Here is a 25,994-nt window from a genome sequence, read left to right as displayed (position 1 = left end):
GCGAATGACCAAAAGGTCTATGCCAGATCCCTTGTGCACAGACGACAACGGCCTGCCCGAGGTCGCTCGGGCAGGCCGCTGAGGGGCTGGGGTCAGTACGGGTAGGTGTCGTCGCGGCGGGTGGGGTCGAGGTCCCAGAGGGAGAACTCGACGATCTTGTGCGACTCCTCGCCGCCGGCCGGGGTGAGGCCGGCGTTGTCGTAGTCCTTCGATCCGAGGCCGTCGAGGTAGCACAGCAGCTCGAAGGCCGACTGGGCGTCCTCGATGTCGTCGACGACCTCGTCGTTCTGCGCCTCGTCCGCGCGGCTGCGCACGTACTGCACGAACGCCTCCGGGTCGGTCACCACGTAGTCGTAGCGCGCCTGGTAGCTGAGCCGGATGCCATCCTCCGGCAGCAGCGGCTCCTCCAACTCCTCGAGGTCGTCGAGACTGCCGCCCTCGACGATCTCCCGGTAGTCCTCGGGGTCGTCGAAGTCGTCCGGCCCGAGCGGCAGGTCGTCGAGCTCGTCGGGATCGTAGGAGTCGATCCCGAGGAAGATGTCGCCCCAGCCTCGTTCGTGCACGGCGTCCGCGAGCGCCCGGGCCTGGACCCGGACGTTCTCGATCGCGCCGGTGGCCCGCAGGTCGTGCAGGTCCAGAGCGTCGGCCTGCTCCAGCAGCACCCGGGCGAGTTCACGGGCGGCCTCGGCGGCCGACGCGGGTTCGATCGGCTCACTCATGCTGCGACGGTACAACCATCGGCACCTCGACCGCCGCGCCCGGTATGCCGAACGCGTCGACGAGGTCCACCGCGACCGGCCGGACCGCGGCGCACAGCTCGTTCACCAGCGCCGTGATCGCCTTCGAGCGGCCGGGCGACAACCGCCCGTGCTCGAGGTACCAGGCCCGCTCCGACTCGATCGTCGCCAGCGCGTGCAGGTCGTACACATCCTTCAACCGCTCGCGAATCTCCTCCGGTGCATTCCGTACGGCGGACTGGAAAGCCTCCAGCACGACCCGGTCCACGTGCGCCCGGCCGGCCGCGATCACATGGTCCTGGCACCGGTTGAACACGTCGAACGGCTCGTCCCCCGCGTCGATCCCCGCCTTCAGCCGCCGCGCCACCCCGGACAGAATGTGCTGCTCGCGGAACCGCAGCATGCCGGAGTGGTACGCGTCGTCCCGCAACCCGGCATCCGGATCCGCCGTGTCACTCCGGTTCGGTACGGCGTCGCGCAGCCGCTCGACCAGCGGTCGCAGAGCCGCCTTCTCGACTGCGACCTCGACCGCCTGCGCCGCGATGAACCGAGCGGTCCCGAGCGGGTCGAGCTTCCCGAACGACTCCCGGTAGTCGGTCAGCAGACCCTTCGCGACCAACTGCAGGAGGACGGTGTTGTCCCCCTCGAAGGTGGTGAACACATCGGTGTCCGCCTTCAGCGTCGCCAGCCGGTTCTCCGCCAGGTAGCCGGCACCACCGCACGCCTCCCGGCAGGCCTGGATCGTCTCAGTCGCATGCCACGTCCCCACCGCCTTGGTCCCCGCCGCCTGCGCCTCAAGCGCCCGCCGATCATGCTCCCCCTCCACCACCCGGGCGTCATGCTCCCCCTCCACCACCCGGGCGTCATGCTCCCCCTCCACCGACCGGGCGTCGTGCTGCGCCTCCACGACCCGGCCGGAGGTCGGCTGCTTTTCGTTGGTTTTGTCGTCGAAGATCCGGACGAACTCGTCCACCAGCTCGGCTTGAGCGAAGTGCAGCGCGTAGGTCCGGGCGAGCAACGGCAGCAGTCGTCGTTGATGCATCCGGTAGTCGAGCAACAACGCCTCCTCGGCACTCCCCGGCGCCCCGAACTGCCGGCGCTGATCGCCGTACCGAATCGCGATCGCGAGTGCCACCTTGCTCGCGTTGATCGCGGCTCCACCGACCGACACCCGGCCCTGGACCAGCGTCCCGAGCATGGTGAAGAACCGCCGGTCCGGGTTCTCGATCTCACTCACGTAGTTGCCCTTGACATCAACCTCCGCATACCGGTCGAGCAGCGCATCCCGGGGCACCCGGACCTGGTCGAACACGATCCGCCCGTTGTCCACCCCATTCAGCCCAAGCTTCGGCCCGCAGTCGGACAAGGTGACGCCCGGCAGCGGCTGACCGTCCTCCGACCGGATCGGCACCAGCAGGCAGTGCACGCCATGGTTCTCACTACCGACCACGAGCTGCGCAAACACCGCCGCCATCCGGCCGTGCCGCGCCGCATTGCCGATGTAGTCCTTCCGGGCGGCCGGACTCGGAGTGTGTACGACGAACTCCCCGGTCGAGGCGTCGTACGTCGCCGTCGTCCCGAGCGCCTGGACGTTCGAGCCGTGGCCGGTCTCGGTCATCGCGAAGCAGCCCAGCAGCCGGCCGCTGATCGCGTCGGCGAGGTACTTCTCGTGGTGCCGCTCGGTCCCCAGGTGCAGGATCGCGCCGGCAAACAACCCGAACTGCACACCCGCCTTCACCATCAGCGAGAGGTCCCCGAAGGCGAGCATCTCGAATCCGGCGATGAACCCGCCGAGGTCGCCGCCACCGCCGTTCTCCTTCGGGAAGCCGCGCGCCGGATGGCCCTCAGCCGTGATCCGCTCGAGCAGCCCGAGCACCCGGTCGCGGTACTCGTCCCGCGGCAGGGTGACGGCCAGGTCGAACAGCTCCGCGTCTGCGGCCAGCCCGGCGCGCACGACGTCGCGGGCCGCCTTGTACGGCCCGTCCAGGTAGTCCCGCATCCCCGATGTCGTCATGCCCATAACCTATGCGGATCGGCGGGCACTTTCCGTCACCACTTCATGACTGTGGAAAACTCGCGTCAGGATCCGCATCTGCGGCACTAGACTGTCGATCATGCCGAAATTGCGGATCAGTGAGGCTGCCGCGCTTCTCGGGGTCAGTGATGACACCGTGCGCCGGTGGGTCGAGCAGGGCCGGTTGCCGTCGATCCAGGACGGCGGGCGGATGGCAGTGGACGGGCGTGAGCTCGCCGCCTTCGCCCAGCAGCTGGCGGAGTCGCCCGAGCCGGGCAACACCACCGCCGCCTCGGCACGCAACCGCATGCGGGGGATCGTCACCCGCGTGCTGAAGGACGGTGTGATGGCCCAGGTCGAGATGCAGGCCGGGCCGTTCCGCGTCGTGTCGCTGATGAGTCGCGAGGCCGCCGACGAGCTCGGCCTGGAGCCGGGTGTGGTCGCCGTCGCCTCGATCAAGTCCACCCATGTCGTCGTCGAAATCCCGGAGGCCTGATGTTCCGCCGTTCCGCGATCGCCGCACTCGCCGCCGTTGCCGCGCTCACCTTCGCAGGCTGCGGTGACGACGCCCCGGCGGCATCATCGGGCGACACCAGTACGCCGTCGTTGTCCGGGACCGTCAACGTGTTCGCGGCCGCGTCGCTGACCGGCTCCTTCACTCAGATCGGCAAGGACTTCGAGAAGGCCAACCCAGGGGTCAAGGTGGTGTTCAACTTCGCCGGCAGCTCGGCGCTGGCGCAGCAGATCAACCAGGGTGCGCCGGCCGACGTGTTCGCCTCGGCGGCGCCGAAGAACATGGATCAGGTGACCGACAAGAACACACCGACGGTGTTCGTGCAGAACACGCTCGAGATCGCCGTACCGGCGGGGAACCCGGGCAAGATCACCGGACTGCAGGACTTCGCGGACAAGAACAAGAAGATCGCGTTGTGCGCCGTACAGGTGCCCTGTGGGGCCGCGGCGGACAAGGTGTTCAAGGCGGTCGGCATCACGCCGCAGCCGGACAGCCTGGAGCAGGACGTCAAGGCCGCGCTGACGAAGGTCAGCCTCGGTGAGGTCGACGCGGCGCTCGTCTACAAGACCGACGTGCTGGCGTCGAAGGACAAGGTGGAGGGCATCGCCTTCCCGGAGGCGGACAAGGCGATCAACGAGTACCCGATCGCCACGCTGTCGAAGGCACCGAACCCGGACGGCGCCAAGGCGTTCGTCGAGTACGTCCTCTCCGACCAGGGCAAGGCAGTCCTCACCGCTGCCGGCTTCGCCGCACCGTGAGCCGCAGGAGCAGGAGCACGAGCGGGCGACTGCCCCTCGTGCTCCTGCTGCCTGCGCTGCTCGGCCTGGCGTTCCTACTGATCCCACTGCTCGGTCTGCTTCTCAGAGCGCCGTGGGCAACGCTGCCGAGCCGCCTGTTCAGTGCGGAGGTCTGGACGGCTCTGCGGCTGTCCCTCGTGTGTGCGACAGCGGCGACCGTGCTGTGCCTGCTGTTGGGTATCCCGCTGGCGTGGTTGCTGGCCAGAGGCTCTGTGCCCGGTCGCGGTCTCATCAGGGCGCTGGTCACTGTCCCGCTCGTGCTGCCACCAGTGGTGGGCGGTGTGGCGCTGTTGCTGGTGCTTGGACGGCGCGGACTGATCGGTGAGCGGCTGGACCTGTGGTTCGGGATCTCCTTGCCCTTCACAACAGCCGGAGTGATCGTTGCGGAAGCGTTCGTCGCCATGCCGTTCCTGGTGATCTCAGTGGAAGGCGCACTGCGTGCTGCAGACCCTCGCTATGAGGAGGCCGCGGCGACGCTCGGCGCCAGTCGCTGGCTGACGTTCCGACGCGTCACCCTGCCGTCGATTGCGCCGGGTGTCGTGGCGGGCACCGTACTGTGCTGGGCTCGGGCATTGGGTGAGTTCGGCGCGACCATCACGTTTGCGGGCAACTTCCCCGGCCGTACGACGACGATGCCGCTGGCGGTGTATCTAGCGTTGGAGACCGACCCGGACGTGGCCGTCGTACTGAGTCTCGTGCTGCTGCTCGTGTCAGTCGTCGTACTGGCGTCCCTGCGCGAGCGTTGGATCAGTGGGTTGCGATGACTCTGCATGCGGACGTGCGGGTGCAGCGTGGGGACTTCGACCTCTCCCTCGAGGTGTATGTCGAGCCGGGTGAGGTGGTGGCCTTGCTTGGGCCTAACGGAGCCGGCAAGAGCACCACACTGCGAGCCATTGCTGGGCTCCTGCCGGTCGGCGCGGGGCGCATCGCGCTGGACGACCAGGTATGGGACGAGCCACCACGAGTCTTCCGTACGGCGGACCAGCGGCCGATCGGAGTGGTGTTCCAGGACTACCTGCTCTTCAATCACCTGACCTGCTTGGAGAACGTGGCCTTCGGACTGCGGGCCCGCGGGGTCGACAAGCATGCTGCCCGGGCCGAGGCCATGCGTTGGCTGGAGGCGGTTGGGTTGGCGTCGTACGCGCGTACTCGTCCTCGCTTGTTGTCAGGCGGCCAAGCCCAACGCGTGGCGCTGGCGCGAGCCCTGGCCACAGACCCGGAGCTGTTGTTGCTGGACGAGCCCTTGGCCGCATTGGACGCCGGCACGACGATCCACGTACGCGCAGAGCTCGCCCAGCACCTCCGACGCTTCCCTGGTCGCACCCTGCTCGTCACCCACGACCCGCTCGATGCCATGGTCCTCGCAGACCGCCTGGTCATCGTCGAGAACGGCCGCATCGTCCAACAGGGCCGCCCCACCGACATCTCCCGCCGCCCCCGCACCGACTACGTCGCCCAACTGGTCGGCCTCAACCTCTACCGCGGTACGGCGTCCGGCACGACAGTCAGCCTGGCCAACGGCGGCACCATAACCCTCGCCGAACCCGCCAGCGGCCCGGTGCACGTCGCCTTCCCACCCACAGCCGTCAGCCTGTACGTCGACCCGCCGTCCGGAAGCCCCCGCAACACCTGGCCCGCGACCGTCACCGGCATCGAGCAACACGCCCACACCGTCCGAGTCCGCCTCACCGCAACCCCCACCGGCCCCGACACCCTCCTGGCCGACATCACCCCCGCCGCCGTAGCCGACCTCCGCCTAACCCCCGGCCAACCCCTCCACGCCACCCTAAAAGCCACCGAAATCCACACCTACCCCAGCTGACCAGCACCCAACGCTGCGTCGAGTTGTGGATCTTTGTTCACGAAACCGGGTGATCTCGACCAGAACCCACAACTCGGTGAGAGGTTCAGTCGAGTTGGTGGTTCCAGGCGAGTTGGAGGAGGGCGGCGCCGGCGGACTGGAGGGGTTTGTGGTGGACGTAGCCGGCTATGGCCTCGGCGGTGAAGGGTTTGGGTTCTAGGACCTGGCCCTCATCGTTGCCTTGGACAACTTCGGGGAACAGGGCGTCGAAGATGGTGGAGTCGAGGGAGAGGACGGTTAGGAGGTCGGTGGCGAAGGTTAGGGGGTCTATGCCTAGGCCTACGCAGTGGGCGCGGGCTGTGCCTTCGGTCAGGGCGGTGGTTAGGTGGGTGGCCAGGGGCCAGGCCGAGGAGGCGTTCGCGAAGCGTGGCGGGACGCTGATTGTGATCGCGCACCGGATCAGCTCCGCGCTCCGCGCTCGACGCATCCTGGTGCTGGACGGGAACAAGGCAACTATCGGTACACACGCGCTGCTGATGCGCACATCCCGCCAGTACCGCGAGCTGCACGGCCACTGGACGCCGCCCATCCCGCAGCGACGTCAGATCCAGCCGGCGTCCTGAGCCTTCCGGACCGCCTCGATCCGGCTGCGTGAACCGGTCTTGGCAAGGATGCGGGACAAGTAGTTGCGCACCGTTCCCGTGCTCAGACTCAGCGTGCGGGCAACCTCTTGCGCGGTGGCGCCGGTGCTGACCTGCCGGAGCACGTCGCACTCGCGATCGGTCAGCGGATTGTCACCGGCCTTCAACGCGGCGACAGCAAGCCGTACGTCGACCACCGGCAACCCCTTCGCCACGTCGCGTACTGCCTGCACCAGTTGGTCTGTCGTCGCGTCCGTCCCGATCAGGCCGATCCGCGGAGCCTGCTTCACCAGGGCCAGGCTGGTCGCGGCGATCGCCTCGTGGTCGATCAGAACCAGCACGCCGGGCCCGGTCAGCTTGCGGCACAGGTCCTCGACCCGGATCCGCCCGGGCAACTGCGGATCGAGCAGGACGACGTGCGGCCGCCGCCCAGCCACCTGCAGGACGTCCTCCGAGCGATCCAGCTCGGCCACCACGTCCAGATCGTTCTCCCTTGCCAGCACCGCGGCCAGTGCACCACGCACCATCGTGCCGCGATGGCCGAGAGCCACTCGGATCACCGCTACGCCCCCATCGCGTCCGTCGCCTCATCCGCCGGCCACCCCCGCGCGACGTGGTCTCACGACAGCCGGACGGCGGTGCCCGTATCTCATCAACGACTCAGCCGCCCGGAGGGCACGCAGGACGCTGGGAAACCGATCGGTCCGCGCTGGAAACCGGCCTGTTTCGAGCGTTTGACTACCCCGGTCTCGCGCCGCCCAAACCGGCTGTTTCGGAGCCGGAAACCGTTCTGTTGTTGGGGTTTCGGTCGTTCAGGGGCAGAAAAAATGTGGGGCAGATCGGCCGAATGCCCTTGCGCTCCCGGCCCAGGTCGCACAGGATGACTGAGGTCGCGTCGTTACCGTGGCGTGACCGTTCGGACGCTGTCCTGTGACCTGCCCGGATGCCCCCTCCCCTGCACGGGGGGCCTGGTGAGTTCCACCATGCCCAAGCTCACGAGGAGCGCACTTCTGATGTCCAAAGCCCGACATGCGCGCCCCCGGCGAAGTGCCCGCCGGGTGGCCCGGACCATCTCCATTGCCGGTCTCGGGGCCGGTATCACCGCCGCCGGCGCCGGCGCGGCGTTCGCGACCGACTACAAGGTCAAGGCCGGCGACACCCTCTCCGAAATCGCCCAGGCCAACGGCGCCGACTGGCGCGAGCTTGCCGAGATCAACAACCTGAAGGATCCGGACCTGATCCTGATCGGTCAGACCCTGACGCTGGACGGTGTGAAGAAGGCCACCGCGCCGCGCAAGGCCACCGCGAAGAAGACCGAGACCAAGAAGGTCCGCAAGACCGAACGCAAGACCGAGCGCAAGGCGCGCACCAGCCGCTCCGAGGACCGGTCCTCGTCGAATGTGAGCATGAGCGCCGCGTGGCGCAAGGTCGCCCAGTGTGAGTCCGGCGGTAACCCGCGAGCGGTGAACCCGGCCGGTTACTACGGGCTCTTCCAGTTCGACCTGCAGACGTGGCGCAGCGTCGGCGGCTCCGGCAACCCGGCGAAGGCGTCGGCGGCCGAGCAGTTGATGCGCGCGAAGAAGCTGTACGCCCAGCGCGGCGCACAGCCGTGGCCGGTCTGCGGCCGCTACCTCCGCTGACGCCCTCCGGCCGGTAGGGGCGGGCGGTAGACCGTTCCTTCCGCTCGCCCGACCGGTCCGTTCGACGCCACCCCACGTGGGCAGCTGGCGTTTGGCGCCTCCCACCCCGCGTGACGGGTCAGTGGCGCACTCACCCGTGACCACGCCGGGTGGGAGGCACCAGACGTCAGCTGCGAGTGAGCACCAGCATTTCGTTGGCGCCGGCCTGGAACTCGTAGGGAACTTTGCGGGTTTCCCAGGTGATGTTGTCCAAGGCATCCAACAGCTCGGGCAGGAAATCCACCGGGGCTCCGGTGCCCTGCAGGACCAGGGGGAAGATGCGGACCTCGGAGTTGGAGACGCGGACGAGTTCGCGGAGCGCGGCCAGGTGCCAGTCGCGGTCGAACTTGTCGGCCCAGGTGAAGAGCAGGTGGGAGCACAGCACCAGCTCGAAACGCCTGTCTCCGAAGGGGAGATCGGGGAGCTCGGCGGCGATGTAGCGCTCCGGCGCGGTGGCGACGTCCTGCAGGAAGCGGTCGGCCGCGTCGATGCGGAGCTCGTCGCGTCGTTCCGGTGACCCGTACCAGTGCCAGACGAAGCTGCCCGCGTGTTCGTCGACGATCCCGGACCCGGCCGGCAGGCTCTTGCGGACCGTGTCGACGAGCTCGGCGGGCTCCAGCTTGTAGGCCGGGTCGGCGGCGATCGCGTCCACGCCGCGTGCGGCAGCCTCCGCGGTGAAGCTCGCACCCCCCGCGCAGCAGTCGAGGATCGAGTCGGGCAGTACGGACAGGTCGAACATCGCTTCGTACTCGGCGTACGAGCGAGAGGTCACCAGCACAGGTCTTACCTTTCGACGGTCGTCTTCCGGTGCAACCGGCGGTCGAGCGCGGTAGCCCCCGCCGCCAGAGCCAGGAACAGTACCGCGACCAGCAGACAGTTCAGCAGCACCCGTGCGTACCCGTGCTCGGCGACGTCGACGAACGGGTACGGGTAGAACCCGACGAACTCGCCACGGACCAGCGTGAACGCCAACCACAGCAGCGGAAACACGATCGACCAGGCAACGACCTGCGGATCGGTCCGCCCGCGCGGCCCGAACAGCAACCACCCCAGTACGCCGACCACCGGCGCCGCGGTGTGCAGCAGGAAGTTCGCCACCGCCGCCCACCCGGACAGCTCGTCCAACCCGGCCAGCACCAGGTGGTAGACGATCCCGGTGACGGCGATGCAGAGCACGCCGTTCAGTCGCAAGGTCTTGAACAGCGTGCTCTGCGGACGGTCCGGCCACAACGCCAGCACCAGCGTCGTGCCACCGAGCAACAGGTTCGACTGGATGGTGAAGTACGCGAACACGTTGAACACGCGCTCGGGGTTGTCCGGGAAGAAGCCGGCATCCCCGTTCGCCGTCACGAAGAGCTGTACGACGATGCCGCAAGCCACCACCAGTGCGGTGACCCCAGCCCACACCCGTCCACCCGTAGTCATGAACGCAATGTACGACGGCCCGGCCTCCCGACCGGGGACGTCAGACGGACTGCTTCTCCCGCGCCTCCTCCTCGGAGTCCGAGCCCTCGAAGCTGTGGCTGAACGACACGACCGCATCGATGACCAGCACGATCGTCCAGGTCCACGCCGGGCCGAGGGCGGCGTCGTACCCGCGACCCGAGAGCAGGCCGAGGCCGATCATGATGCCGACGCCCACGCCGTACGCGAGCAGGTGGCGGTACCAGCCGGCGCGCTCGCGACGGGCCCGCTCCGACTTCGGCGGTTTGACCGGGCGCGGCGCGCCGCCGACTTCACACGCGGCGATCACAGCGAGCAGCACAGTGGTTCACCCTCCCCAGACGTTTTCAGTACGACTGTGTCAGAACAAGACAGTAACACAGCTGTGCTAAAAAGGTCGCGTGCCGAAGATCGTCGACCACGAGACCCGCCGCGAGGAGATCGCCGAGGCGCTCTGGCGGGTGGTCCGCCGGGACGGGATCCGGGCCGCCTCGGTCCGGACCATCGCCGCCGAGGCCGGCTGGTCGGCCGGCGCCGTCCGCTACTACTTCCCGGACCAGGCCGGTCTGCTCAGCTTCGCGATGGACCTGGTCTCCCGCCGGGTGACCGAGCGGATCAGCGCGCTGCAGCCGAAGGGCGACGCGCCGACCGCCGTACTGCGCTATCTCGAGGAGGTGATCCCGCTCGACGCCGAGCGGCGCTCCGAGTTCGACATCTGGATGTCGTTCATGGCCCAGGCGCAGGCCGAATCCGGCGCCGGCGGGCTGCGCGAGCACGTCGACAAGGTGCACGACGGCCTGCGCGAGCTGTGCGAGATGCTGCTGCAGGCGCTGGCCCGGGAAGGCGTGCTCCGGGAGGGGACCGACCTGCGCCGCGAGGTCGAACGTTTGCATGCCTTGATCGACGGGCTCGCCCTGCACGCCTCGATCCAGCCCGACCGCACCACACCGACTCGGGTCCGGCAGATCCTGCGCCACCACCTCGACGGCATGCTGGCCTGAAAGCCCTTGCAAACGAGGGTTTTCGGACAAGAATCGCCGGGACCGGACTAAAACCTTGTCCCGCGTGGCACGATCACCAGCATGGAGTCCGAGGGGGTGATCGTCGTCAGTGGAATCATGGCGGCCGGGAAGTCGACGGTCTCACAGTTACTGGCCGAGCGATTCCAGTACGGCGTCCATCTCCGCGGCGACGTTTTCCGCCGGATGATCGTCAGCGGACAGGCCTCGATGGCCGACGACAGCAAGGAGGCGCAGCGGCAGCTCCAGCTCCGCTACCGGCTCGCCTGCCAGGCCGCCGACGGGTACGCCGGGGCCGGTTTCACCGTCGTCCTCCAGGACGTCGTGATCGGCGAGCTGCTGCGCGAGTTCCTGGACGGCATCCAGACCCGCCCGCGCTACCTCGTCGTACTCACGCCGCGCCCGGACGTCATCTCGAGCCGGCTGGGCGGGGCGTACCACCTGGTCGACGAGCTCGACTACGAGCTGCACGCGTTCAGCCCGCGCCGCGGACTCTGGCTCGACAACTCCGACCTGTCCGCCGGCGAGACCGTCGACGCCATCCTGGGCCGGCTGGACGAGGCACGCTTCGACTGATGGCCGAACAGGCTACCCGGGGGTAGTTTGAGTGAATGGCGACCACAGTACGGCGGACCTCCTGCAACCTGTGTGAAGCGATCTGCGGTGTGCTCGTGACCGTCGAGGACGGCCGGGTGACCGACATCCGCGGTGACGAGTCCGACCCGCTCTCCCGCGGTCACATCTGCCCGAAGGCGGTCGCTCTGCGCGACCTCCAGGACGACCCCGACCGGCTGACGACACCGGTACGACGAACCGCCGACGGCTGGCAAGAGATCGGCTGGGACGCGGCGTACGACCTGGTCGTCGGCCGGCTGACCGAGATCCAGCGGGAGCACGGCCGGAACGCGGTCGGCGTATATCTCGGCAACCCGAACGTGCACAGCCTCGGCGCGCTGACCCACATGCCGACGATGGTGAAGCAGCTCCGGACCCGGAACCGGTTCAGCGCCACCTCGATCGACCAGCTCCCCCACATGCTTGCGTCGTACCTGCTCTACGGGCACCAGTTGATGGTCGCGGTCCCGGACATCGACCGGACGTCGTACCTGCTGATGCTCGGCGCCAACCCGCTCGCCTCCAACGGCAGCATGATGACGGCGCCCGGCTTCCACCGGCGGCTCAAGGACCTGCAGAAGCGTGACGGCAAGGTCGTCGTCCTCGATCCGCGGCGGACCGAGACGGCCGCGGTCGCTGACGAGCATCACTTCGTCCGGCCCGGGACCGACGCGGCGTTCCTGCTGGCGCTCATCCACCAGGTGATCGCGGACGGCCATGCTCGGCCGGCGTCGTACGTCGACGGCTTCGAGGCGGTCGAGGAAGCGGTCGAGGCGTGGACGCCGGAGCGCGCGGCCGGGATCACCGGCATCGAGGCGGACGTGATCCGGCGGATCGCGCGCGAGTTCGCGACCGCCGACCGGGCCGCCTGCTACGGGCGGGTCGGGGTCTCGACGCAGCAGTTCGGGGCGGTGTGCCAGTGGGCGATCCAGGTGCTGAACATCATCACCGGCAACCTCGACCGCCCCGGCGGGACGATGTTCCCGCGACCGGCCGTGAACCCACTCCTCGGTCTCGGTCGCGGGCACGTCGGCGTCTGGAAGAGCCGGGTCCGCGGGCTGCCCGAGTTCGGCGGTGAGCTGCCGGTCTCGACGATGGCCGAGGAGATCCTGACGCCCGGCGACGGCCGGATCCGGGCGATGGTGACGGTCGCAGGCAACCCAGTGCTGTCCACGCCGAACGGGCGCCGCCTCGACGAGGCCCTCGACTCGCTGGACTTCATGGTCGCGGTCGATCCGTACATCAACGAGACCACCCGGCACGCCGACGTGATCCTGCCGCCGGCGCCGCCGCTGGAGCGGGACCACTACGACGTGATCTTCCACCAGCTCGCCGTACGGAACACGGCCCGCTGGAACGACGCCGTACTGCCGAAGCCGCCGCAGGCCCGGCACGACTGGGAGATCTTCCGCGACCTCGGACTGCGACTGCTGAGCCGAGCACCGATGAGCCGGCGGAAGGCGCTGGCGTCGGCGCGGCTGCGGTTGACGCCGCGGCGGATCGTCGACCTCGGGCTGCGGATCGGGCCGTACCGGTTGTCCTTGGGCAAACTGCGGAAGTCGCCGGGCGGGCTCGACCTCGGACCGCTCCAGCCCGCGCTGCCGGGGGCGCTCCACCACAAGACCAAGCGGATCGACCTCGCCCAGCGGATGATCCTGGACGACCTGCCCCGGCTGGAGGCGCTCGCGACCGGTAATGACGGTGAGCTGCTGCTGATCGGCCGCCGGCACCTGCGCAACAACAACTCCTGGATGCACAACTCGGCCCGGCTGGTGAAGGGCAAGCCACGGCACCAACTGCTGATGAATCCCGACGACCTCGCCAAGCGCGACCTCACCGACGGCCAGCTGGTGAACGTCAGCTCGGCGGCCGGCAGCGTCGCGGTAGAGGTTGCTGCGAGCAATGACATGATGCCGGGCGTGGTCAGCCTGCCGCACGGGTTCGGGCACGGCCGGCCGGGCGCCCGGCTGTCGGTCGCGAACCAGGTCGCCGGGCCGAGCGCCAACGACGTGACCGACGCCGAGCTGACCGACACCGTGGCGGGCACTGCCGCGGTGAACGGCGTACCGGTGACTGTGACCGCCTGTTAGGTGGGTGGCGGTCCGGAGCTGTCGCGGACGATCAGGAGCGGGGTCGCGTACAGGTGCGCCTGTGGTCGCGCGCCTTCGAGCAGGTCGAGGAGGCGGCTGGCGACCTCGGCGCCGTACGCGACGATGTTGTGACTCATCGCGCTCAGGGTCGGATGCGTGTGCCGGCAGAGCGTCGAGTCGTCCCAGGCGACCAGCGTGACGTCGTACGGCGACCGCAGTCCGAACTCCTGGACGACCCCCAGGCCGGCCACCGCCATCAGGTCGTTGTCGTAGATGATCGCGGTCGGCCGGGGGTCGGCGCCCATCAGCGCACGTGTCGCCGCGGCGCCTTCCTCGGCGGAGAAATCGGTGTGCACCACCTCGGTCTCCAGGCTCAGTCGCCGGCTCGCGGCCGCGAACGCCTTGTCCCGGATCCAGACGAAGCCGTGTTCCGGTGTACCGGCGACCCGGGCGACCCTGCGGTGCCCGAGTGAGGCGACGTGCTCGACCGCGGCGTTCATCGCTGACGTCCCGTCGGTCCAGACGCAGGCCATCCCGTCCGTCAAGGACGGGTGGCCGACCAGCACCGCAGGCAGCCCGAGTCTTCGCAGCAGGGGGATCCGCGGGTCGTCGACCCGCAGGTCCACCACGATCACGCCGTCGACCCGGCGCTCCGCGGCCCACTTCCGGTACGTCGCCAGCTCTTCGGGCAGGCTCGCCACCACCTGGAGGGCGAGCGCGTACGACTTGCCGGCCAGCACGGACTCCACGCCACCGACGAAGCCCATGTAGAACGGTTCCTCACTCAGCGTCTTCGCGGTCCTGGCGAGAACGAGCCCGAACGTCTCGCTGCGCGCCGCGGACAGCTGCCGGGCGGCCCGGTTGGGCACCCACTCCAGCTCCTCGGCGACCTTCAGAACACGTGCACGGGTGGCCTCGGAGACCCCCGGCTGGTTGTTCAGCGCGTACGACACCGCGCCTTTGGAGACGCCTGCCCGACGGGCGATCTCCGTGATGGTGACTCGGGCCACAACGGCCTCCTGAACTAGGGCGACCGGACCGCTGACGGCCGATCCGGAATCCTCCAGTATGCACCCGCGCTCTACACCGTGTCATTGATTGGCCGCAGAGAGTAATGATCTGATCAAATCGCGAAACCCGGTGGTGACCGCCCAGTGGTTGGGCTGAGGGTGGTGGGGAGCGGCGCCGGTGGGATACGGTTGCCGTCGTTACTTAACCGGTTCGGCAATCAAGTTCGGCGCGGAGTCCAGGGCAGCGGGCGAAGCGCCGGGCGACGAGGAGAAACCATGGTCGCAGTGGACAACCTGTCCCTCCAGTTGTACACGGTCCGGGGGAAGCTCGAGGAGGACTTCGACGCCACCCTGGCCCGGATCGCGGAGATCGGCTACACCAAGGTCGAGCCCTTCGGTGTCACCGCCTTCGCGGACCGCCTGGCCGAGTCGCTGCCCAAGTACGGCCTGTCGGCGCCCACCACGCACGCCGGCCTGCTGCGCGAGGACAGCGCACCGATCTACGCCGCCGCCAAGCGGCTGGGCATCAGCACCGTCATCGACCCGTTCGTCGACCCGGCCCGCTGGCAGGCCGCCGACGACATCAAGGCCACCGCGGAGGCGCTGAACAAGGCCGCCGCCGAGGCCGCCGACCACGGCATCACGGTCGGGTACCACAACCACCACTTCGAGCTCGAGTCGAAGGTCGACGGCGTGCACGCGCTGGAGATCCTGGTCGACAACCTGTCCGACGAGGTCATCCTCGAGGTGGACACCTACTGGGCCGCCGTCGGCGGCGCCGACGTACCGGCGCTGCTCGCCAAGTTCGGCGACCGGGTGCAGGCGATCCACGTCAAGGACGGCGACGGGACGCTGGACAACAAGGCCCAGGTGGCGGTCGGCGACGGCACCATCGCGGTCGCGGACATCCTGGCCGCCGTACCGAACGCGCTGCGGGTGGTCGAGCTCGACGACTTCAGCGGCGAGATCTTCGACGCGGTCGAGGGCAGCTACAAGTTCCTCACCGGAGAGGGCGCACCGGCATGACCGCTGTCGGCGTAGGTGTGATCGGCGCCGGGGTCATCTCCGACGCCTATATCAAGAGCATGCAGAGCTTCCCCGACCTGAAGGTCGTCGCCATCGGCGACCTTCGGCCGGAGGCGGCCAAGGAGAAGGCGGAGCAGTACGGCATCGGGACCCACGGGGGTCCCGAGGCCGTGCTGAGCCACCCGGACGTCGAGATCGTGGTCAACCTGACCATCCCGATCGCACACGTCGAGGTCGCGCTGGCAGCCGTTGCCGCTGGCAAGCATGTGTGGAGCGAGAAGCCGTTCTCGCTGGACCAGGACAGCGGCCTGAAGCTGCTGTCGACCGCCAAGGACGCCGGCCTGCGGCTGGGCTGCGCGCCCGACACCATCCTGGGGCCGGGGCTGCAGGAGTCCCGGCGGATCATCGAGCGCGGTGAGATCGGCACGCCGCTGACCGCGCTCACCCTGATGCAGTCCCCCGGCCCGGAGTCCTGGCACCCGAACCCGGCCTTCCTGTTCCAGGAGGGCGCGGGCCCGCTGTGGGACATCGGCCCGTACTACCTGACCACGCTGGTCCAGCTGTTCGGGCCGGTCGCGGCAGTGGCCGGGCTCGGCTCGAAGTCGCGGGACAAGCGCACGATCGGATCGGGCCCGCTGGCGGGCACCGACTTCGACGTGACCGTGCCGACGCACGTCAGCACGATCGCGCGGTTCGAGTCGGGGCAGTCGTCGCAGAGCATCTTCAGCTTCGACTCGCCCTTGTCGCGGGGCGGGTTCGTCGAGATCACCGGCTCCGAGGCGACCCTCGCCGTACCGGACCCCAACCGGTTCGACGGCGAGATCAAGATCCGTCGCCGCGGCGCCGAGGACTGGGAGACGGTCGCGAACACCGAGGCGTCGGCCGAGCGCGGCACCGGCGTGCTGGACATGGCGCGGGCGATCCGGGAGAACCGGCCGCACCGGGCCACCGGCGCGCTGGCGTTCCACATCGTCGACGTGATGGCCTCGATCACCGAGTCGATCGAGACCGGCGCGTTCGTCGACGTGACCAGCACGGTCGAGGTCGCGGAGATCCTGCCGGCCGACTGGGACGTCCACGCGGCCACCCTGTGACCTCACTGCTACTGGATCCCCGGCGGACCGTCGTGTTCGCCGGGGACTCCGTCACCGACTGCGGTCGCCGTACCGACCCCGAAGGCCTCGGCAACGGGTACGTGCGCGACCTGTACGACGATCTCGCGGGACGACGCCCGCGGATCGTGAACGCGGGGATCAGCGGCAACCGGGCGGTCGACCTGGCGGCCCGCTGGTCCACGGACGTCCTCGCGCACGAGCCGTCGCTGGTGTCGATCCTGATCGGGATCAACGACACCTGGCGCCGGTACGACGAGGACGACCCGACCACGGCCGAGTCGTTCGAGGCGTCGTACCGGGCGTTGCTGGATCCGCTCACGTGTCCCGTCGTACTGATCGAGCCGTTCCTGCTGCCGGTGAAGGCCGGGCAGGGCGGCTGGCGGGAGGACCTCGATCCCAAGCTCGAGGTCGTCCGCAAGCTGGCGGTCGAGTACGGCGCGATCCTGGTGCCGGCCGACATCTCGCTGAACCGGCAAGCGTCGAGTGTTGGGGCGGCCGCACTGGCCGACGACGGGGTGCACCCGACGGCTGCCGGGCACCGGGCGATTGCCGACCTGTGGCGACAGGTCGTACTGGAAGATTGAAACGCGCGCCGCTGTGCGCCAACTAAACCGGTTCACTTTGGAGAGCTCCTGTGACATCAGTGAATGCAGTCCCGCTGACCACCGAGGGCGGCGCCGTCTGGACGGTGCAGGCGCTCGAAGGATCCCTTGCAGGTAAGGCGATTCCGGCCACTGTCCCGGGTGAGGTGCACACCGATCTGCTTGCGGCGGGGGAGATCCCGGACCCGTTCGACGGCGACAACGAGTCCGCGCTGGCCTGGATCGGGCGGACGAGCTGGAGCTACCGGACCACGTTCGACTGGGCTGCTGACGGCCACGCCGTACAGGAGCTTGTCGCCGATGGGCTCGACACGGTGGCGACCGTGACGCTGAACGGGCGGGAGCTCGGCCGGACGGCGAACCAGCACCGGTCGTACCGGTTCGACGTGACCGGGCTGCTGGTGGCCGAGGGCAACGAACTGGTGATCGAGTTCGCCGGGCCGGTGACGGCGGCGGAGGAGGTACAGTCCGGATACGGGGGTTGGCCGCACACGAACCTGCATCCGTACAACGCGTTGCGGAAGATGGCCAGCAACTACGGCTGGGACTGGGGACCTGATGTCGCGACCGCCGGGATCTGGCGGCCGATCCGGATCGAGTCGTGGTCGGGTGTCCGGATCTCCTCGGTCCGTCCGCTGGCGAGTGTCGACGGCGACCGCGGCGTACTGAACACGCACGTCGAGCTCGCCTGGGCGGATGGATTTACCGACGACGTTGTGGTGAGGCTCGAGGTCGGCGGGACGACCTCCGACCTTCCTGTGACCGCTGGCAGCTCGACGGTCGAGGTCACGTCCACAATCGACGCGGTCCATCGCTGGTGGCCGCGCGGGCACGGCGAGCAGCCGTTGTACGACGTGACCGTCGGCGTGCACGGTGATGAGTGGCAGGGTCGGGTCGGGTTCCGGAACGTCTCGCTGAACGTCGACCCGGACAAGGACGGCACGCAGTTCGTGCTGTCGGTCAACGACAAGCCGATCTACGTGCGCGGCGCGAACTGGATCCCCGACGACGCGTTCGTGACCCGGCTCAACAGGTCGACGTACCAGACCAGCATCCAGGATGCGGTCGATGCCGGGATGAACCTGCTCCGCGTGTGGGGCGGCGGGATCTACGAGAGCGAGGACTTCTACGACATCTGCGACGAGCTGGGAATCCTGGTGTGGCAGGACTTCCTGTTCGCGTGTGCGGCGTACTCGGAGGACGACGTGCTGGCCGCCGAGGTCGAGGCCGAGGCCCGGGAAGCGGTCACCCGGCTGAGCCGGCACGCGAGCCTCGCGGTGTGGAACGGCAACAACGAAAACATCTGGGGATACGTCGAGTGGGGCTGGCGGGTGCCGCTGGCCGGACGGGCGTGGGGCGCGGGCTATTACTTCGACGTACTGCCGAAGATCGTGGCCGAGCTCGACCCGCGGACGCCGTACTCGCACGGGAGCCCGTACTCGTTCGACCAGTTCATCCACCCGAACGACGAGCGGCACGGCACGATGCACATCTGGGACGTGTGGAACCAGGTGGACTACACGACGTACCGCAAGTACAAGCCGCGGTTCGTGTCGGAGTTCGGGTTCCAGGGTCCGCCGGCGTGGTCGACGCTGACGTCGGTCGTGCACGACGAGCCGCTGGATCCGTACGGCGACCAGATGCTCGTGCACCAGAAGGCGTTCGAGGGCAACCTCAAGCTGGAGCGCGGGCTGGGTGAGCACCTGCCGAAGTGGTCGAACATCGACGACTGGCACTGGACGACGCAGCTCAACCAGGCGCGGGCGATCGTGTTCGGGATCGAGCATTTCCGCAGCCTGTATCCGCTGAACACCGGCGCGGTCGTCTGGCAGCTGAACGACAACTGGCCGGTGGTGTCGTGGGCCGCGGTTGACGGTCACGGGATCCGGAAGCCGCTGTGGTTCGCGTTGAAGCGGGTGTACGCCGAACGGTTGCTGACCGTGCAACCGCGGGACAACGAGCTGGTGGTTGCCGCGCACAACGACACGGATTCGGTGTGGTCGACCGAGGTCACGGTGACGCGTCGGTCGACTGGTGGCTCGGATACCTTTGCGCGGGAGACTTTCGTCCTCGAGGTCGAGCCGCGGTCCGCGATCATCAGCTCGCTCCCGGAGTCGGTTACGAAGCCGGGTGATCCTGGGGGTGAGTATCTCGAGGTGCGGGGCGCGGACGGGAGCACGGCGTACTGGTACTTCGTCGAGGACACGGCGTTGCGCCTCCGGGGCGATGCTTATGCCGCATCGGTTGTCCCGACGGCCGATGGGTACGACGTGACCGTGACGGCCATTGCGCTGACGAAGGACCTGGCGCTGTTCCCGGATCGCCTGGACCCGGCGGCGCGGGTGGACTCTTGCCTCATCACGCTGTCAGCGGGCGAGTCCCATACGTTCCACGTCACCGCATCGTCCGCACCGACAGCGGTCGGCGTGCCGGTCCTCCGCTCAGCCAACGACCTGGTCAGCTAACCCCACCCGCGCGGGGTGGGTGCGTGCTGTCGCCCGCCGGGTGAGTGTGCTGTCGCCCGCCGGGTGACAGCATGCTGTGGCGGGTGAGTCGGACTGTGATGAGTGCGGATGTGGTGTCAGCTCACGCGTGCTGCACAGGGGCCCGCGTCGCGCCCGCCCGCACCCACGGCGGCGCTGAGGAAGGGACAACTTTCGGGGGCTGACCTAGACCATCGTGGGCTTGCACGCCCCCGGCGGCTGCCCAACCCTCCGGCGTCTGTCCCAGCCCTTCGGTGACTGTCGCACCACTTGGGGCCGGCATCGGGCAAGAGGGCGGTTGGACAGGTGGTGTCCGGGGCTGGGTAGTGCACTTGAGCGTGGGCGTCTGCGGGGTGTACGGCGTGTCGCGGTGCACTACCTGTCGAGCTGCACGCTGACCCGACGCGCCCGCATCACCCACACATCCAACACAAGAGCCGAAATAACCTGTGCAAGCCCACCAGTATCTCCGCAAGGCACCCACTCGTGGCCAGGTCGCCCGACACCACTCCCCGCAGCCCGCCGCCCCAACCACAGCACTGCGACAAGCCGCTGCGGTGCGCGGGCCCCCACACAGTCCGCCTCACCAACCACAGCAAGCGCTCGACCCGCGGGCGCGTGGGGTGGTTAGTCGATGTTGATGGCGATGTACTTGATTTCCAGGAATTCGTCGATGCCGGTGGTGCCGCCTTCTCGGCCGAGGCCGGATTGTTTGACGCCGCCGAAGGGGGCGGCGGGGTTGGAGACGATGCCCTGGTTGAGGCCGATCATGCCGGTTTCGAGTTGCTCGGAGACGCGGAGGGCGCGGGTCAGGTCGCTGGTGAACAGGTAGGAGACCAGGCCGTACTCCGTGTCGTTCGCCATCCGGACCGCCTCCTCTTCGGTCTCGAAGGCGGTCAGGGGTGCGACCGGGCCGAAGATCTCCTCCTTCTGCAGCCGGGCGGTCTTCGGTACGTCGGCCAGCACGGTCGGCGGGTAGAAGTATCCGTTGCCTGACGCAACCGATGCGCCGGTGAGCACCCGGGCGCCCAGACCGACCGCGTCGTCGACCAGGTCTTTCACCTTGTCCCGCTGGGTGGCGTCGATCAACGGGCCGACGTCGACGCCGTCCTCGGTGCCGCGGCCGACCTTCAGGGCGCCCATCCGGTCGGACAGCCGGCGCGCGAACTCGTCCATGATCGACGACTGCACGTAGATCCGGTTGGCCGCCGTACAGGCCTCGCCGCCGTTGCGCATCTTGGCCAGCATCGCGCCGTCGACGGCCTTGTCCAGGTCGGCGTCGGCGAACACGAGCAGTGGCGCGTTCCCGCCGAGCTCCATGCTGGTCCGCAGCACCTGCTCAGCTGACTGCTCGATGAGCTTGCGGCCGACCTGGGTGGAGCCGGTGAACGACAGCTTGCGGGCTCGCCCGTCGCGGATGAGCGGCTCCATCACGCCGCCGGAGTCGCTGGTGGTGATCACGTTCAGCACGCCGGCGGGCAGGCCGGCTTCGGTCATCAGCTCGGCGAGCTTGAGCATCGACAGCGGCGTCTGCGCGGCCGGCTTGATCACCATCGTGCAGCCTGCGGCCACGGCCGGGCCGATCTTGCGGGCACCCATCGCGGCCGGGAAGTTCCACGGCGTGATCAGCAGGCACGGGCCGACCGGCTGCCGCATCACCAGGAAGCGGCCCTTGCCGTTCGGAGCGACCTGGTAGCCGCCGTCGATCCGGACCGCCTCCTCGGCGAACCAGCGGAAGAACTCGGCCGCGTAGGCGATCTCCCCCTTCGACTCGGCGACCGGCTTGCCCATCTCCAGCGTCATCAGCAACGCCAGGTCGTCGGCCCGTTCGGTCATCAGCTCATAGGTACGGCGGAGGATCTCGCCACGTTCTCGTGGTGCGGTGGCAGCCCACTCCGCCTGCGCGGCAACGGCCGCGTCCAGGGCGGCCACACCGTCTGCCGGACTCGCATCGGCGACCTCGCACAACGCCGTACCGGTGGCTGGGTCCTCGACTGCCAGGGTCTTACCACCCGCGGCCGCCTGCCACTTACCTCCGATGAACAGCTCGGTCGGACACGTCGCAACGACTTCCTGTTCGCTCGTCATGTACCCACCATAGGTACGACGTTCAGGCTGTGGCGATCAGTGGCGGGGCGTGACGCGGAACAGCGCGGACCGTGCCGGTGAGACCGCCCGCGATCGTGCGCAGGATGGCTGACCGCACGAGACCGTCGAAGGCCAGCGGGACCAGCATGACCTCGTCGGCGCCAGTGGCTGCGACGAGTCTGCCCAGTTCGGACACCACTGTGGCGCGTGAGCCGACGATGTGACCAGAGTCGTCAAGCAGCCGCTCAGCCTTGCTGCGCTCCCTGCCCGTGAGTGGCGGATCCAGCAGGTCCATCAGCTCGGCCGCAGTGGCTCGGGGCGCCGCGGATGCCAGACGCGTCTTCACACGCACGTACTCCGCGAACCGGACGATCGCGTCCTCGTCGGAGTCGGCGGCCACCACAGCGACCGTGACAGCAAGATACGGCTTCACGGTCGGCGCGGTCGCCTTGAACTGGTCCTGGTACGCCGCCACCGTTGCAGCCGTCGTTGCCGCCGCCTGGTGATGCGCCACCACAAGAGGCAGCCCCCGTACGGCGGCAGCCGCCGCGGCACCCGGCTGGTCGGCCAGCACGAACACCGGTGGCGGCAACCCGGCCAACGAGAGCCGTACGTCGCCAACCGGTGCACGCCCAGGTAGAGCGTCACGCAGGAAACGGCACAACTCGTCCAGCCGCTGCGGGAACGCTTCTCGCGCGGTTTCGCCGAGCGCGGCCGCCGTACTGGGCAACACCGCGTCCGATTGCCCCACGCCGAGGTCGATTCGGCTCGGGTAGGCAGCTGCCAGCGCCGCGAACTGCTCGGCGACCACGAGCGGTTGGTGGGTGGTCAGCAGCACGCCGCCCGACCCCAGCCGAATCCTGTCAGTGCGCGCGGCCAGGACTGCCGCGAGCACGGCCGGCGTCGCGCTACCGACGCCTCGGACACCGTGCTGCTCCCCTAACCAGAAGCGGCGGTATCCGAGGTCGTCAGCAGCCTGTGCGACCTCCGCAGTCTCCCGGAGCGCGGCCGCAGCCGACTGACCGGGCAGCTGCGGTACGACGTCGAGCACCGAGTGCGCTGAGACGGGTAGTCCAGGAGTCACGGAGAGCACGTGCCCACCGTGGCAGCGCCGGCGACTTCGCACATGGGTGTTCGGCACCCATGTTCAGACCGGTGCACACCTACCTCCCGGTCAGCGCGCCGGGCTTCGAAAATGGGGGTTCGGACATCTTGCCGCGCTGTTGGCCGGTCGGGCATCGTTCCCGCCGACTGCCGGATGCCGGGGCAACCACATCACTCCCTGTGAACCCGCACTTGCACGGCGAAATATGGGGGCCGGATACCCATGTCTGGGGATGGTTGCCGGTGGCAGCCTGTCCGCGTGCTCAACTCAGCGACTGCCGGGCCGGCCCGGATCGACCAGCGTAAAGCCTGGTGGTCCGCGGGCATGCGCCCGCACGAGCTGACCACCTCTGCCCCCGCCTGGGCCGAGTATGTCGAGCGCAGCACCACCCAGACCGCGCCTGCCGCCGGTCGCAGCCCCGCAGGGACCGATGCCATCGGCGGCCACACATCAGGTGGGGCTGACGGGGCGTCGGGTGGGCTCGCCGACTGGCGGCAGGCGCTTGTACGTTGCCTTGAGCCCCTGCTCGACTCCGCGCGTCGCGACCTCGCTGCCGCCGGGCACACCGGCGTACTGGCGGAGCAGCTCCTGCACCGGTTGGGACTGCGGCTGGTGAAGCTTGCCTCGCGCACCTTGGTGCTGGAACTCGCCCGTGCCCGTGACCGTGGCGAGCTGGCCGGTGACACTCCGGCAGAACGTTTCCTGGACTTCACCCGCCGGCTCGTGGGAGGGAGCGAGCTGGCGGAGTTCCTGGCCGCATACCCGGTGCTGGCCCGGGTCCTGGGCGAGTCGTGCCGGCAGGGCGTCGAGGGTCACCTCGAACTGCTCGCACGACTCGCCGAGGACCGTGAGTCGCTGGTCACGGGGTTGCTGGACGGCCGTGATCCCGGTGCTCTGACCGACATCGACCCCGCGGGTGATCCTCACCGGGGCGGGCGGTCCACGGCCACACTGACCTTTGCGGACGGGCGACGTGTTGTTTACAAGCCGCGGTCACTCGACCTGCACAGCCACTTCAACGAGTTGGTCCACTGGCTGAACGACAAGACCGGGCTGGACATCCACACGGTCTCCTTGCTCCCCCGCGACGGCTTCGGATGGTCGGAGTACGTCGTACACCAGCCTTGTCGCGACCTGGCCGACGTACGTCGCTTCTACCACCGGCAAGGCGCGTTGCTTGCCTTGCTGTACGTGCTGGACGGCACGGACATGCACTACGAGAACCTGATCGCCGTCGGCGAGCAGCCGGCTCTCGTCGACGTCGAGACCCTGTTCCACCCGAGCCACGCACCGACAGGCGCACTCAGCCGCGACCCGGCGTACCGCGCACTGCTGAGCTCGGTCTACCGCACTGCGTTGCTGCCGCTGTTGGTCAGTGGTGAGCACGGTGTGGCGGACATGTCGGGACTGGGCGGCGACGCCGGCGCGACCGCACCAACGAGCGTCGTCGACTGGGCCGACGCAGGCACGGACTCGATGCACCTCGTCAGGCGCCCCGGGACGACCCACGGCGCGCGGAACCGGCCACGGCTGGACGGCGCCGACATCGAGCCGCGAGACCACGAAGTCGCTGTACTCACAGGGTTCCAGGCCGCGTACGAGGCGATTTCCCGGCACCGTGAGGAGCTGATCGGAGCAGACGGGTTCCTGGCGCGTTGTGCGTCGGACCAGATCCGCTTCGTGCCGCGCAGCACCAGCCTCTACACCGGACTCCTGGACGAGGCGACGCATCCGGACGCACTCCGGAACGCCGCCGGTCGCAGCCAACTGCTCGACCTGTTGTGGGACGCCGACGAGGGCCTGCACGTCGTGGTGCCGTACGAACTGGCCGACCTGTGGGCGGGCGACGTACCGCTGTTCACTGCGCGCCCGGACAGCCGTGACGTCTGGGCGTCGGACGGCACCCGTGTCCCGAACGTGCTGGCCACCGAGGGCCTCGCCGCGGTCGAGGCGAAGATCGCCGGTCTCGGCGACATCGACGAGCACCGGCAGAAGTGGGTGATCTCCGCAACGCTCGCGACCAGGCCCGAGCCGATCGTGCACTCGAGCACCGCCGCGCTACCAGGCGTTGACGCCACTGAGGCGGACCCGGACCACCTGCTCGCCGCCGCAACGGACATCGCCGACGAGATCATGGCGCAGGCCCACAGCGATTCGGGCGGTGCGGCCAACTGGCTCGGCCTCGAGCTCCTCGACGACCACCACTGGGCCGTCAGGCCAATGGGAGCAGGGCTTTCCAACGGCTACACCGGTACGGCGCTCTTCCTCGCCCAGGTCGGCGTGCTCACCGGAGCCGGCAAGTACTGCGAGCTCGCCCGCGACGCGATCCGCCCGATCCCCGCGCTGCTCGAGGCCCTCGCAGCGGACCCGGAGTCCGCGCAACTGGTCGGTCCGGGCCTGCACGGGCTGGGCGGCATCAGCTACGGCCTCGCCCGCCTGCGCGACCTGCTCGACGACTCCGACATCACATCCTGGCTGACCGCATCGCTCGAGCTCAGCGAGAAGCTGCAGCCCGACGAGTTCCCCTCGTACGCCGAGGGTGCGGCCGGCGGACTCGCCGCCATGCAGGCGATCCAAGGGTTCCCGGCGGCCACCCGGCTGGCCAAGCACTACGCCGAGGAACTCGTCGACACAGTGGAGCTCGGGCTCCGCCGTGGCCGAGTAGCAGCGGACCACGGCTTTGCTCGGGGCTACCAGGGCATCGCATGGGCTCTCGGCCGGTACGGCGTACCTGGAGACAGGTACACGGACGTCGCGCGCGCGGCGGCCGATCTGGACCGGCGAGAGCGCCCTGGTGGCCATGGCTGGTGCTCGGGGGACGCCGGGACCGCGCTGTCCCGGCTGTCCGCCGGAGTACCCGCGGACCTCGACGGCTACCTGAGGACCGCAGCCGAACGTCCGGTGCTCGCCGACCTGAGTTTGTGTCACGGCGAGCTCGGCGCGGTGGAGCCACTCGTGTGGCTCGCCGAACGCGACCACGCAGCCGTTGAGGTAGTCCGGCGCCGCCGGACCGGGCTGGTGCTCGCGGCAGTACAGCAGTACGGACCACAGTGCGGGACACCGCGGTCGGTTCCGTCTCCAGGCCTGCTGACCGGTCTGGCGGGAATCGGCTACGGACTGCTCCGGCTGGCGTTCGCAGAACGCGTTCCGTCCGTCCTGCTGCTCGAACCAACCGCCGGGTCGACGCATCCATCACAGCGCTGACCCATCAGTCG

23 protein-coding genes are annotated in these 25,994 nt (G+C 68.9%); 14 read left to right on the top strand and 9 right to left on the bottom strand.

The genetic code is table 11. The annotated features are described in order from the left end of the window. Window positions 1-92: 92 nt before the first annotated feature. The gene (locus tag ACIBL3_RS35975) at window positions 93-719 is read right to left on the bottom strand and encodes a hypothetical protein (RefSeq protein WP_396358352.1); all 627 of its coding nucleotides are present in this window, start codon (window positions 717-719) and stop codon (window positions 93-95) included. Continuing rightward, complete coding sequence (locus tag ACIBL3_RS35970) at window positions 712-2,751, bottom strand: acyl-CoA dehydrogenase (RefSeq protein ID WP_396358351.1); 2,040 nt, start codon at window positions 2,749-2,751, stop codon at window positions 712-714. The genes ACIBL3_RS35975 and ACIBL3_RS35970 overlap by 8 nt, the downstream gene beginning before the upstream one ends. 100 nt (window positions 2,752-2,851) lie before the next feature. On the opposite strand from ACIBL3_RS35970, the gene ACIBL3_RS35965 reads away from it, so the two are divergent. The 5 genes from ACIBL3_RS35965 to ACIBL3_RS35945 all read left to right on the top strand — a co-directional run bounded on the left by ACIBL3_RS35965 (window position 2,852) and on the right by ACIBL3_RS35945 (window position 6,486). After that, a complete protein-coding gene (locus ACIBL3_RS35965; protein ID WP_396358350.1) occupies window positions 2,852-3,247 on the top strand; it encodes a molybdopterin-binding protein in 396 nt (131 codons plus the stop codon). Then, window positions 3,247-4,023: a molybdate ABC transporter substrate-binding protein gene (gene modA, locus ACIBL3_RS35960; protein ID WP_396358349.1), complete on the top strand. Its 777-nt coding sequence runs from the start codon at window positions 3,247-3,249 to the stop codon at window positions 4,021-4,023. Before ACIBL3_RS35965 ends, modA begins: the two co-directional genes overlap by 1 nt. Window positions 4,024-4,052: 29 nt before the next feature. Then, the gene (modB, locus tag ACIBL3_RS35955) at window positions 4,053-4,826 is read left to right on the top strand and encodes a molybdate ABC transporter permease subunit (RefSeq protein ID WP_396358450.1); all 774 of its coding nucleotides are present in this window, start codon (window positions 4,053-4,055) and stop codon (window positions 4,824-4,826) included. After that, on the top strand, window positions 4,823-5,884 hold the full coding sequence (locus ACIBL3_RS35950; RefSeq protein ID WP_396358348.1) for a sulfate/molybdate ABC transporter ATP-binding protein: 1,062 nt from the start codon (window positions 4,823-4,825) through the stop codon (window positions 5,882-5,884). Before modB ends, ACIBL3_RS35950 begins: the two co-directional genes overlap by 4 nt. A 368-nt stretch (window positions 5,885-6,252) precedes the next feature. After that, a complete protein-coding gene (locus ACIBL3_RS35945) occupies window positions 6,253-6,486 on the top strand; it encodes a hypothetical protein (RefSeq protein WP_396358347.1) in 234 nt (77 codons plus the stop codon). Here ACIBL3_RS35945 and ACIBL3_RS35940 read toward each other — a convergent pair. Next, window positions 6,465-7,064, bottom strand: coding sequence for a DNA-binding response regulator (locus tag ACIBL3_RS35940; protein WP_396358346.1), 600 nt, complete (start codon window positions 7,062-7,064; stop codon window positions 6,465-6,467). The two genes, ACIBL3_RS35945 and ACIBL3_RS35940, sit on opposite strands and share 22 nt — an antisense overlap. Window positions 7,065-7,517: 453 nt before the next feature. On the opposite strand from ACIBL3_RS35940, the gene ACIBL3_RS35935 reads away from it, so the two are divergent. Next, window positions 7,518-8,144, top strand: a complete 627-nt coding sequence (locus ACIBL3_RS35935) for a transglycosylase family protein (RefSeq protein ID WP_396358345.1) — start codon at window positions 7,518-7,520, stop codon at window positions 8,142-8,144. A gap of 166 nt (window positions 8,145-8,310) precedes the next feature. Here the strand turns inward: ACIBL3_RS35935 and ACIBL3_RS35930 are convergent, their stop codons facing one another. The 3 genes from ACIBL3_RS35930 to ACIBL3_RS35920 are packed head-to-tail and all read right to left on the bottom strand — an operon-like array spanning window position 8,311 to window position 9,948. Beyond that, window positions 8,311-8,961: a hypothetical protein gene (locus ACIBL3_RS35930; RefSeq protein ID WP_396358344.1), complete on the bottom strand. Its 651-nt coding sequence runs from the start codon at window positions 8,959-8,961 to the stop codon at window positions 8,311-8,313. A 5-nt stretch (window positions 8,962-8,966) separates the two neighbouring features. Next, window positions 8,967-9,608 (bottom strand): Pr6Pr family membrane protein, encoded by a 642-nt coding sequence (locus ACIBL3_RS35925; protein WP_396358343.1) that lies wholly within the window; start codon window positions 9,606-9,608, stop codon window positions 8,967-8,969. Window positions 9,609-9,648: 40 nt separating this feature from the next. Continuing rightward, entirely contained in the window at window positions 9,649-9,948 is a 300-nt protein-coding gene (locus tag ACIBL3_RS35920; RefSeq protein WP_396358342.1) for a 2TM domain-containing protein, read from the bottom strand. 79 nt (window positions 9,949-10,027) lie between these two features. On the opposite strand from ACIBL3_RS35920, the gene ACIBL3_RS35915 reads away from it, so the two are divergent. The 3 genes from ACIBL3_RS35915 (at window position 10,028) to ACIBL3_RS35905 (ending at window position 13,350) form a co-directional block, all read left to right on the top strand. After that, entirely contained in the window at window positions 10,028-10,627 is a 600-nt protein-coding gene (locus tag ACIBL3_RS35915) for a TetR/AcrR family transcriptional regulator (RefSeq protein WP_396358340.1), read from the top strand. An 81-nt stretch (window positions 10,628-10,708) separates the two neighbouring features. Then, window positions 10,709-11,221, top strand: a complete 513-nt coding sequence (locus ACIBL3_RS35910) for an AAA family ATPase (protein WP_396358339.1) — start codon at window positions 10,709-10,711, stop codon at window positions 11,219-11,221. 35 nt (window positions 11,222-11,256) lie between these two features. Beyond that, window positions 11,257-13,350: a molybdopterin-dependent oxidoreductase gene (locus tag ACIBL3_RS35905; protein WP_396358338.1), complete on the top strand. Its 2,094-nt coding sequence runs from the start codon at window positions 11,257-11,259 to the stop codon at window positions 13,348-13,350. Here ACIBL3_RS35905 and ACIBL3_RS35900 read toward each other — a convergent pair. Further along, complete coding sequence (locus ACIBL3_RS35900) at window positions 13,347-14,360, bottom strand: LacI family DNA-binding transcriptional regulator (RefSeq protein WP_396358337.1); 1,014 nt, start codon at window positions 14,358-14,360, stop codon at window positions 13,347-13,349. The genes ACIBL3_RS35905 and ACIBL3_RS35900 overlap by 4 nt on opposite strands. A gap of 276 nt (window positions 14,361-14,636) precedes the next feature. Here ACIBL3_RS35900 and ACIBL3_RS35895 point away from each other — a divergent pair, with 276 nt between their 5' ends. From ACIBL3_RS35895 to ACIBL3_RS35880, 4 genes are read left to right on the top strand one after another with little or no spacing between them, the layout of a single operon-like run. Continuing rightward, complete coding sequence (locus tag ACIBL3_RS35895) at window positions 14,637-15,386, top strand: sugar phosphate isomerase/epimerase family protein (protein WP_396358336.1); 750 nt, start codon at window positions 14,637-14,639, stop codon at window positions 15,384-15,386. Beyond that, the gene (locus tag ACIBL3_RS35890; RefSeq protein WP_396358335.1) at window positions 15,383-16,480 is read left to right on the top strand and encodes a Gfo/Idh/MocA family protein; all 1,098 of its coding nucleotides are present in this window, start codon (window positions 15,383-15,385) and stop codon (window positions 16,478-16,480) included. The genes ACIBL3_RS35895 and ACIBL3_RS35890 overlap by 4 nt, the downstream gene beginning before the upstream one ends. After that, the gene (locus tag ACIBL3_RS35885) at window positions 16,477-17,085 is read left to right on the top strand and encodes an SGNH/GDSL hydrolase family protein (protein ID WP_396358334.1); all 609 of its coding nucleotides are present in this window, start codon (window positions 16,477-16,479) and stop codon (window positions 17,083-17,085) included. Before ACIBL3_RS35890 ends, ACIBL3_RS35885 begins: the two co-directional genes overlap by 4 nt. Before the next feature lie 50 nt (window positions 17,086-17,135). Then, on the top strand, window positions 17,136-19,568 hold the full coding sequence (locus ACIBL3_RS35880; RefSeq protein ID WP_396358333.1) for a glycoside hydrolase family 2 protein: 2,433 nt from the start codon (window positions 17,136-17,138) through the stop codon (window positions 19,566-19,568). A gap of 645 nt (window positions 19,569-20,213) precedes the next feature. Here ACIBL3_RS35880 and ACIBL3_RS35875 read toward each other — a convergent pair. Then, the gene (locus ACIBL3_RS35875; RefSeq protein WP_396358332.1) at window positions 20,214-21,674 is read right to left on the bottom strand and encodes an NAD-dependent succinate-semialdehyde dehydrogenase; all 1,461 of its coding nucleotides are present in this window, start codon (window positions 21,672-21,674) and stop codon (window positions 20,214-20,216) included. A 22-nt stretch (window positions 21,675-21,696) separates the two neighbouring features. Then, window positions 21,697-22,767 (bottom strand): MsnO8 family LLM class oxidoreductase, encoded by a 1,071-nt coding sequence (locus ACIBL3_RS35870; protein WP_396358331.1) that lies wholly within the window; start codon window positions 22,765-22,767, stop codon window positions 21,697-21,699. Window positions 22,768-23,037: 270 nt separating this feature from the next. Between ACIBL3_RS35870 and ACIBL3_RS35865 the strand changes: the two genes are divergently transcribed. After that, window positions 23,038-25,983 (top strand): type 2 lanthipeptide synthetase LanM family protein, encoded by a 2,946-nt coding sequence (locus tag ACIBL3_RS35865; protein ID WP_396358330.1) that lies wholly within the window; start codon window positions 23,038-23,040, stop codon window positions 25,981-25,983. Window positions 25,984-25,994: the final 11 nt, after the last annotated feature.

Origin of the sequence: Kribbella sp. NPDC050124 (assembly GCF_044460355.1) — a bacterium.
In the GTDB taxonomy this organism is placed as follows: Bacteria; Actinomycetota; Actinomycetes; order Propionibacteriales; family Kribbellaceae; genus Kribbella.
Note: the sequence above shows the minus strand (reverse complement) of the source record. Positions and strands in the feature narration are given on the sequence as shown.

Bases quoted from the DNA above. Each gene is read 5' to 3' on its own strand.
- ACIBL3_RS35975 (WP_396358352.1), bottom strand. From the start codon at position 719: ATGAGTGAGCCGATCGAACCCGCGTCGGCCGCCGAGGCCGCCCGTGAA.
- ACIBL3_RS35970 (WP_396358351.1), bottom strand. From the start codon at position 2,751: ATGACGACATCGGGGATGCGGGACTACCTGGACGGGCCGTACAAGGCG.
- ACIBL3_RS35965 (WP_396358350.1), top strand. From the start codon at position 2,852: ATGCCGAAATTGCGGATCAGTGAGGCTGCCGCGCTTCTCGGGGTCAGT.
- modA (WP_396358349.1), top strand. From the start codon at position 3,247: ATGTTCCGCCGTTCCGCGATCGCCGCACTCGCCGCCGTTGCCGCGCTC.
- ACIBL3_RS35950 (WP_396358348.1), top strand. From the start codon at position 4,823: ATGACTCTGCATGCGGACGTGCGGGTGCAGCGTGGGGACTTCGACCTC.
- ACIBL3_RS35935 (WP_396358345.1), top strand. From the start codon at position 7,518: ATGTCCAAAGCCCGACATGCGCGCCCCCGGCGAAGTGCCCGCCGGGTG.
- ACIBL3_RS35925 (WP_396358343.1), bottom strand. From the start codon at position 9,608: ATGACTACGGGTGGACGGGTGTGGGCTGGGGTCACCGCACTGGTGGTG.
- ACIBL3_RS35910 (WP_396358339.1), top strand. From the start codon at position 10,709: ATGGAGTCCGAGGGGGTGATCGTCGTCAGTGGAATCATGGCGGCCGGG.
- ACIBL3_RS35905 (WP_396358338.1), top strand. From the start codon at position 11,257: ATGGCGACCACAGTACGGCGGACCTCCTGCAACCTGTGTGAAGCGATC.
- ACIBL3_RS35895 (WP_396358336.1), top strand. From the start codon at position 14,637: ATGGTCGCAGTGGACAACCTGTCCCTCCAGTTGTACACGGTCCGGGGG.
- ACIBL3_RS35890 (WP_396358335.1), top strand. From the start codon at position 15,383: ATGACCGCTGTCGGCGTAGGTGTGATCGGCGCCGGGGTCATCTCCGAC.
- ACIBL3_RS35875 (WP_396358332.1), bottom strand. From the start codon at position 21,674: ATGACGAGCGAACAGGAAGTCGTTGCGACGTGTCCGACCGAGCTGTTC.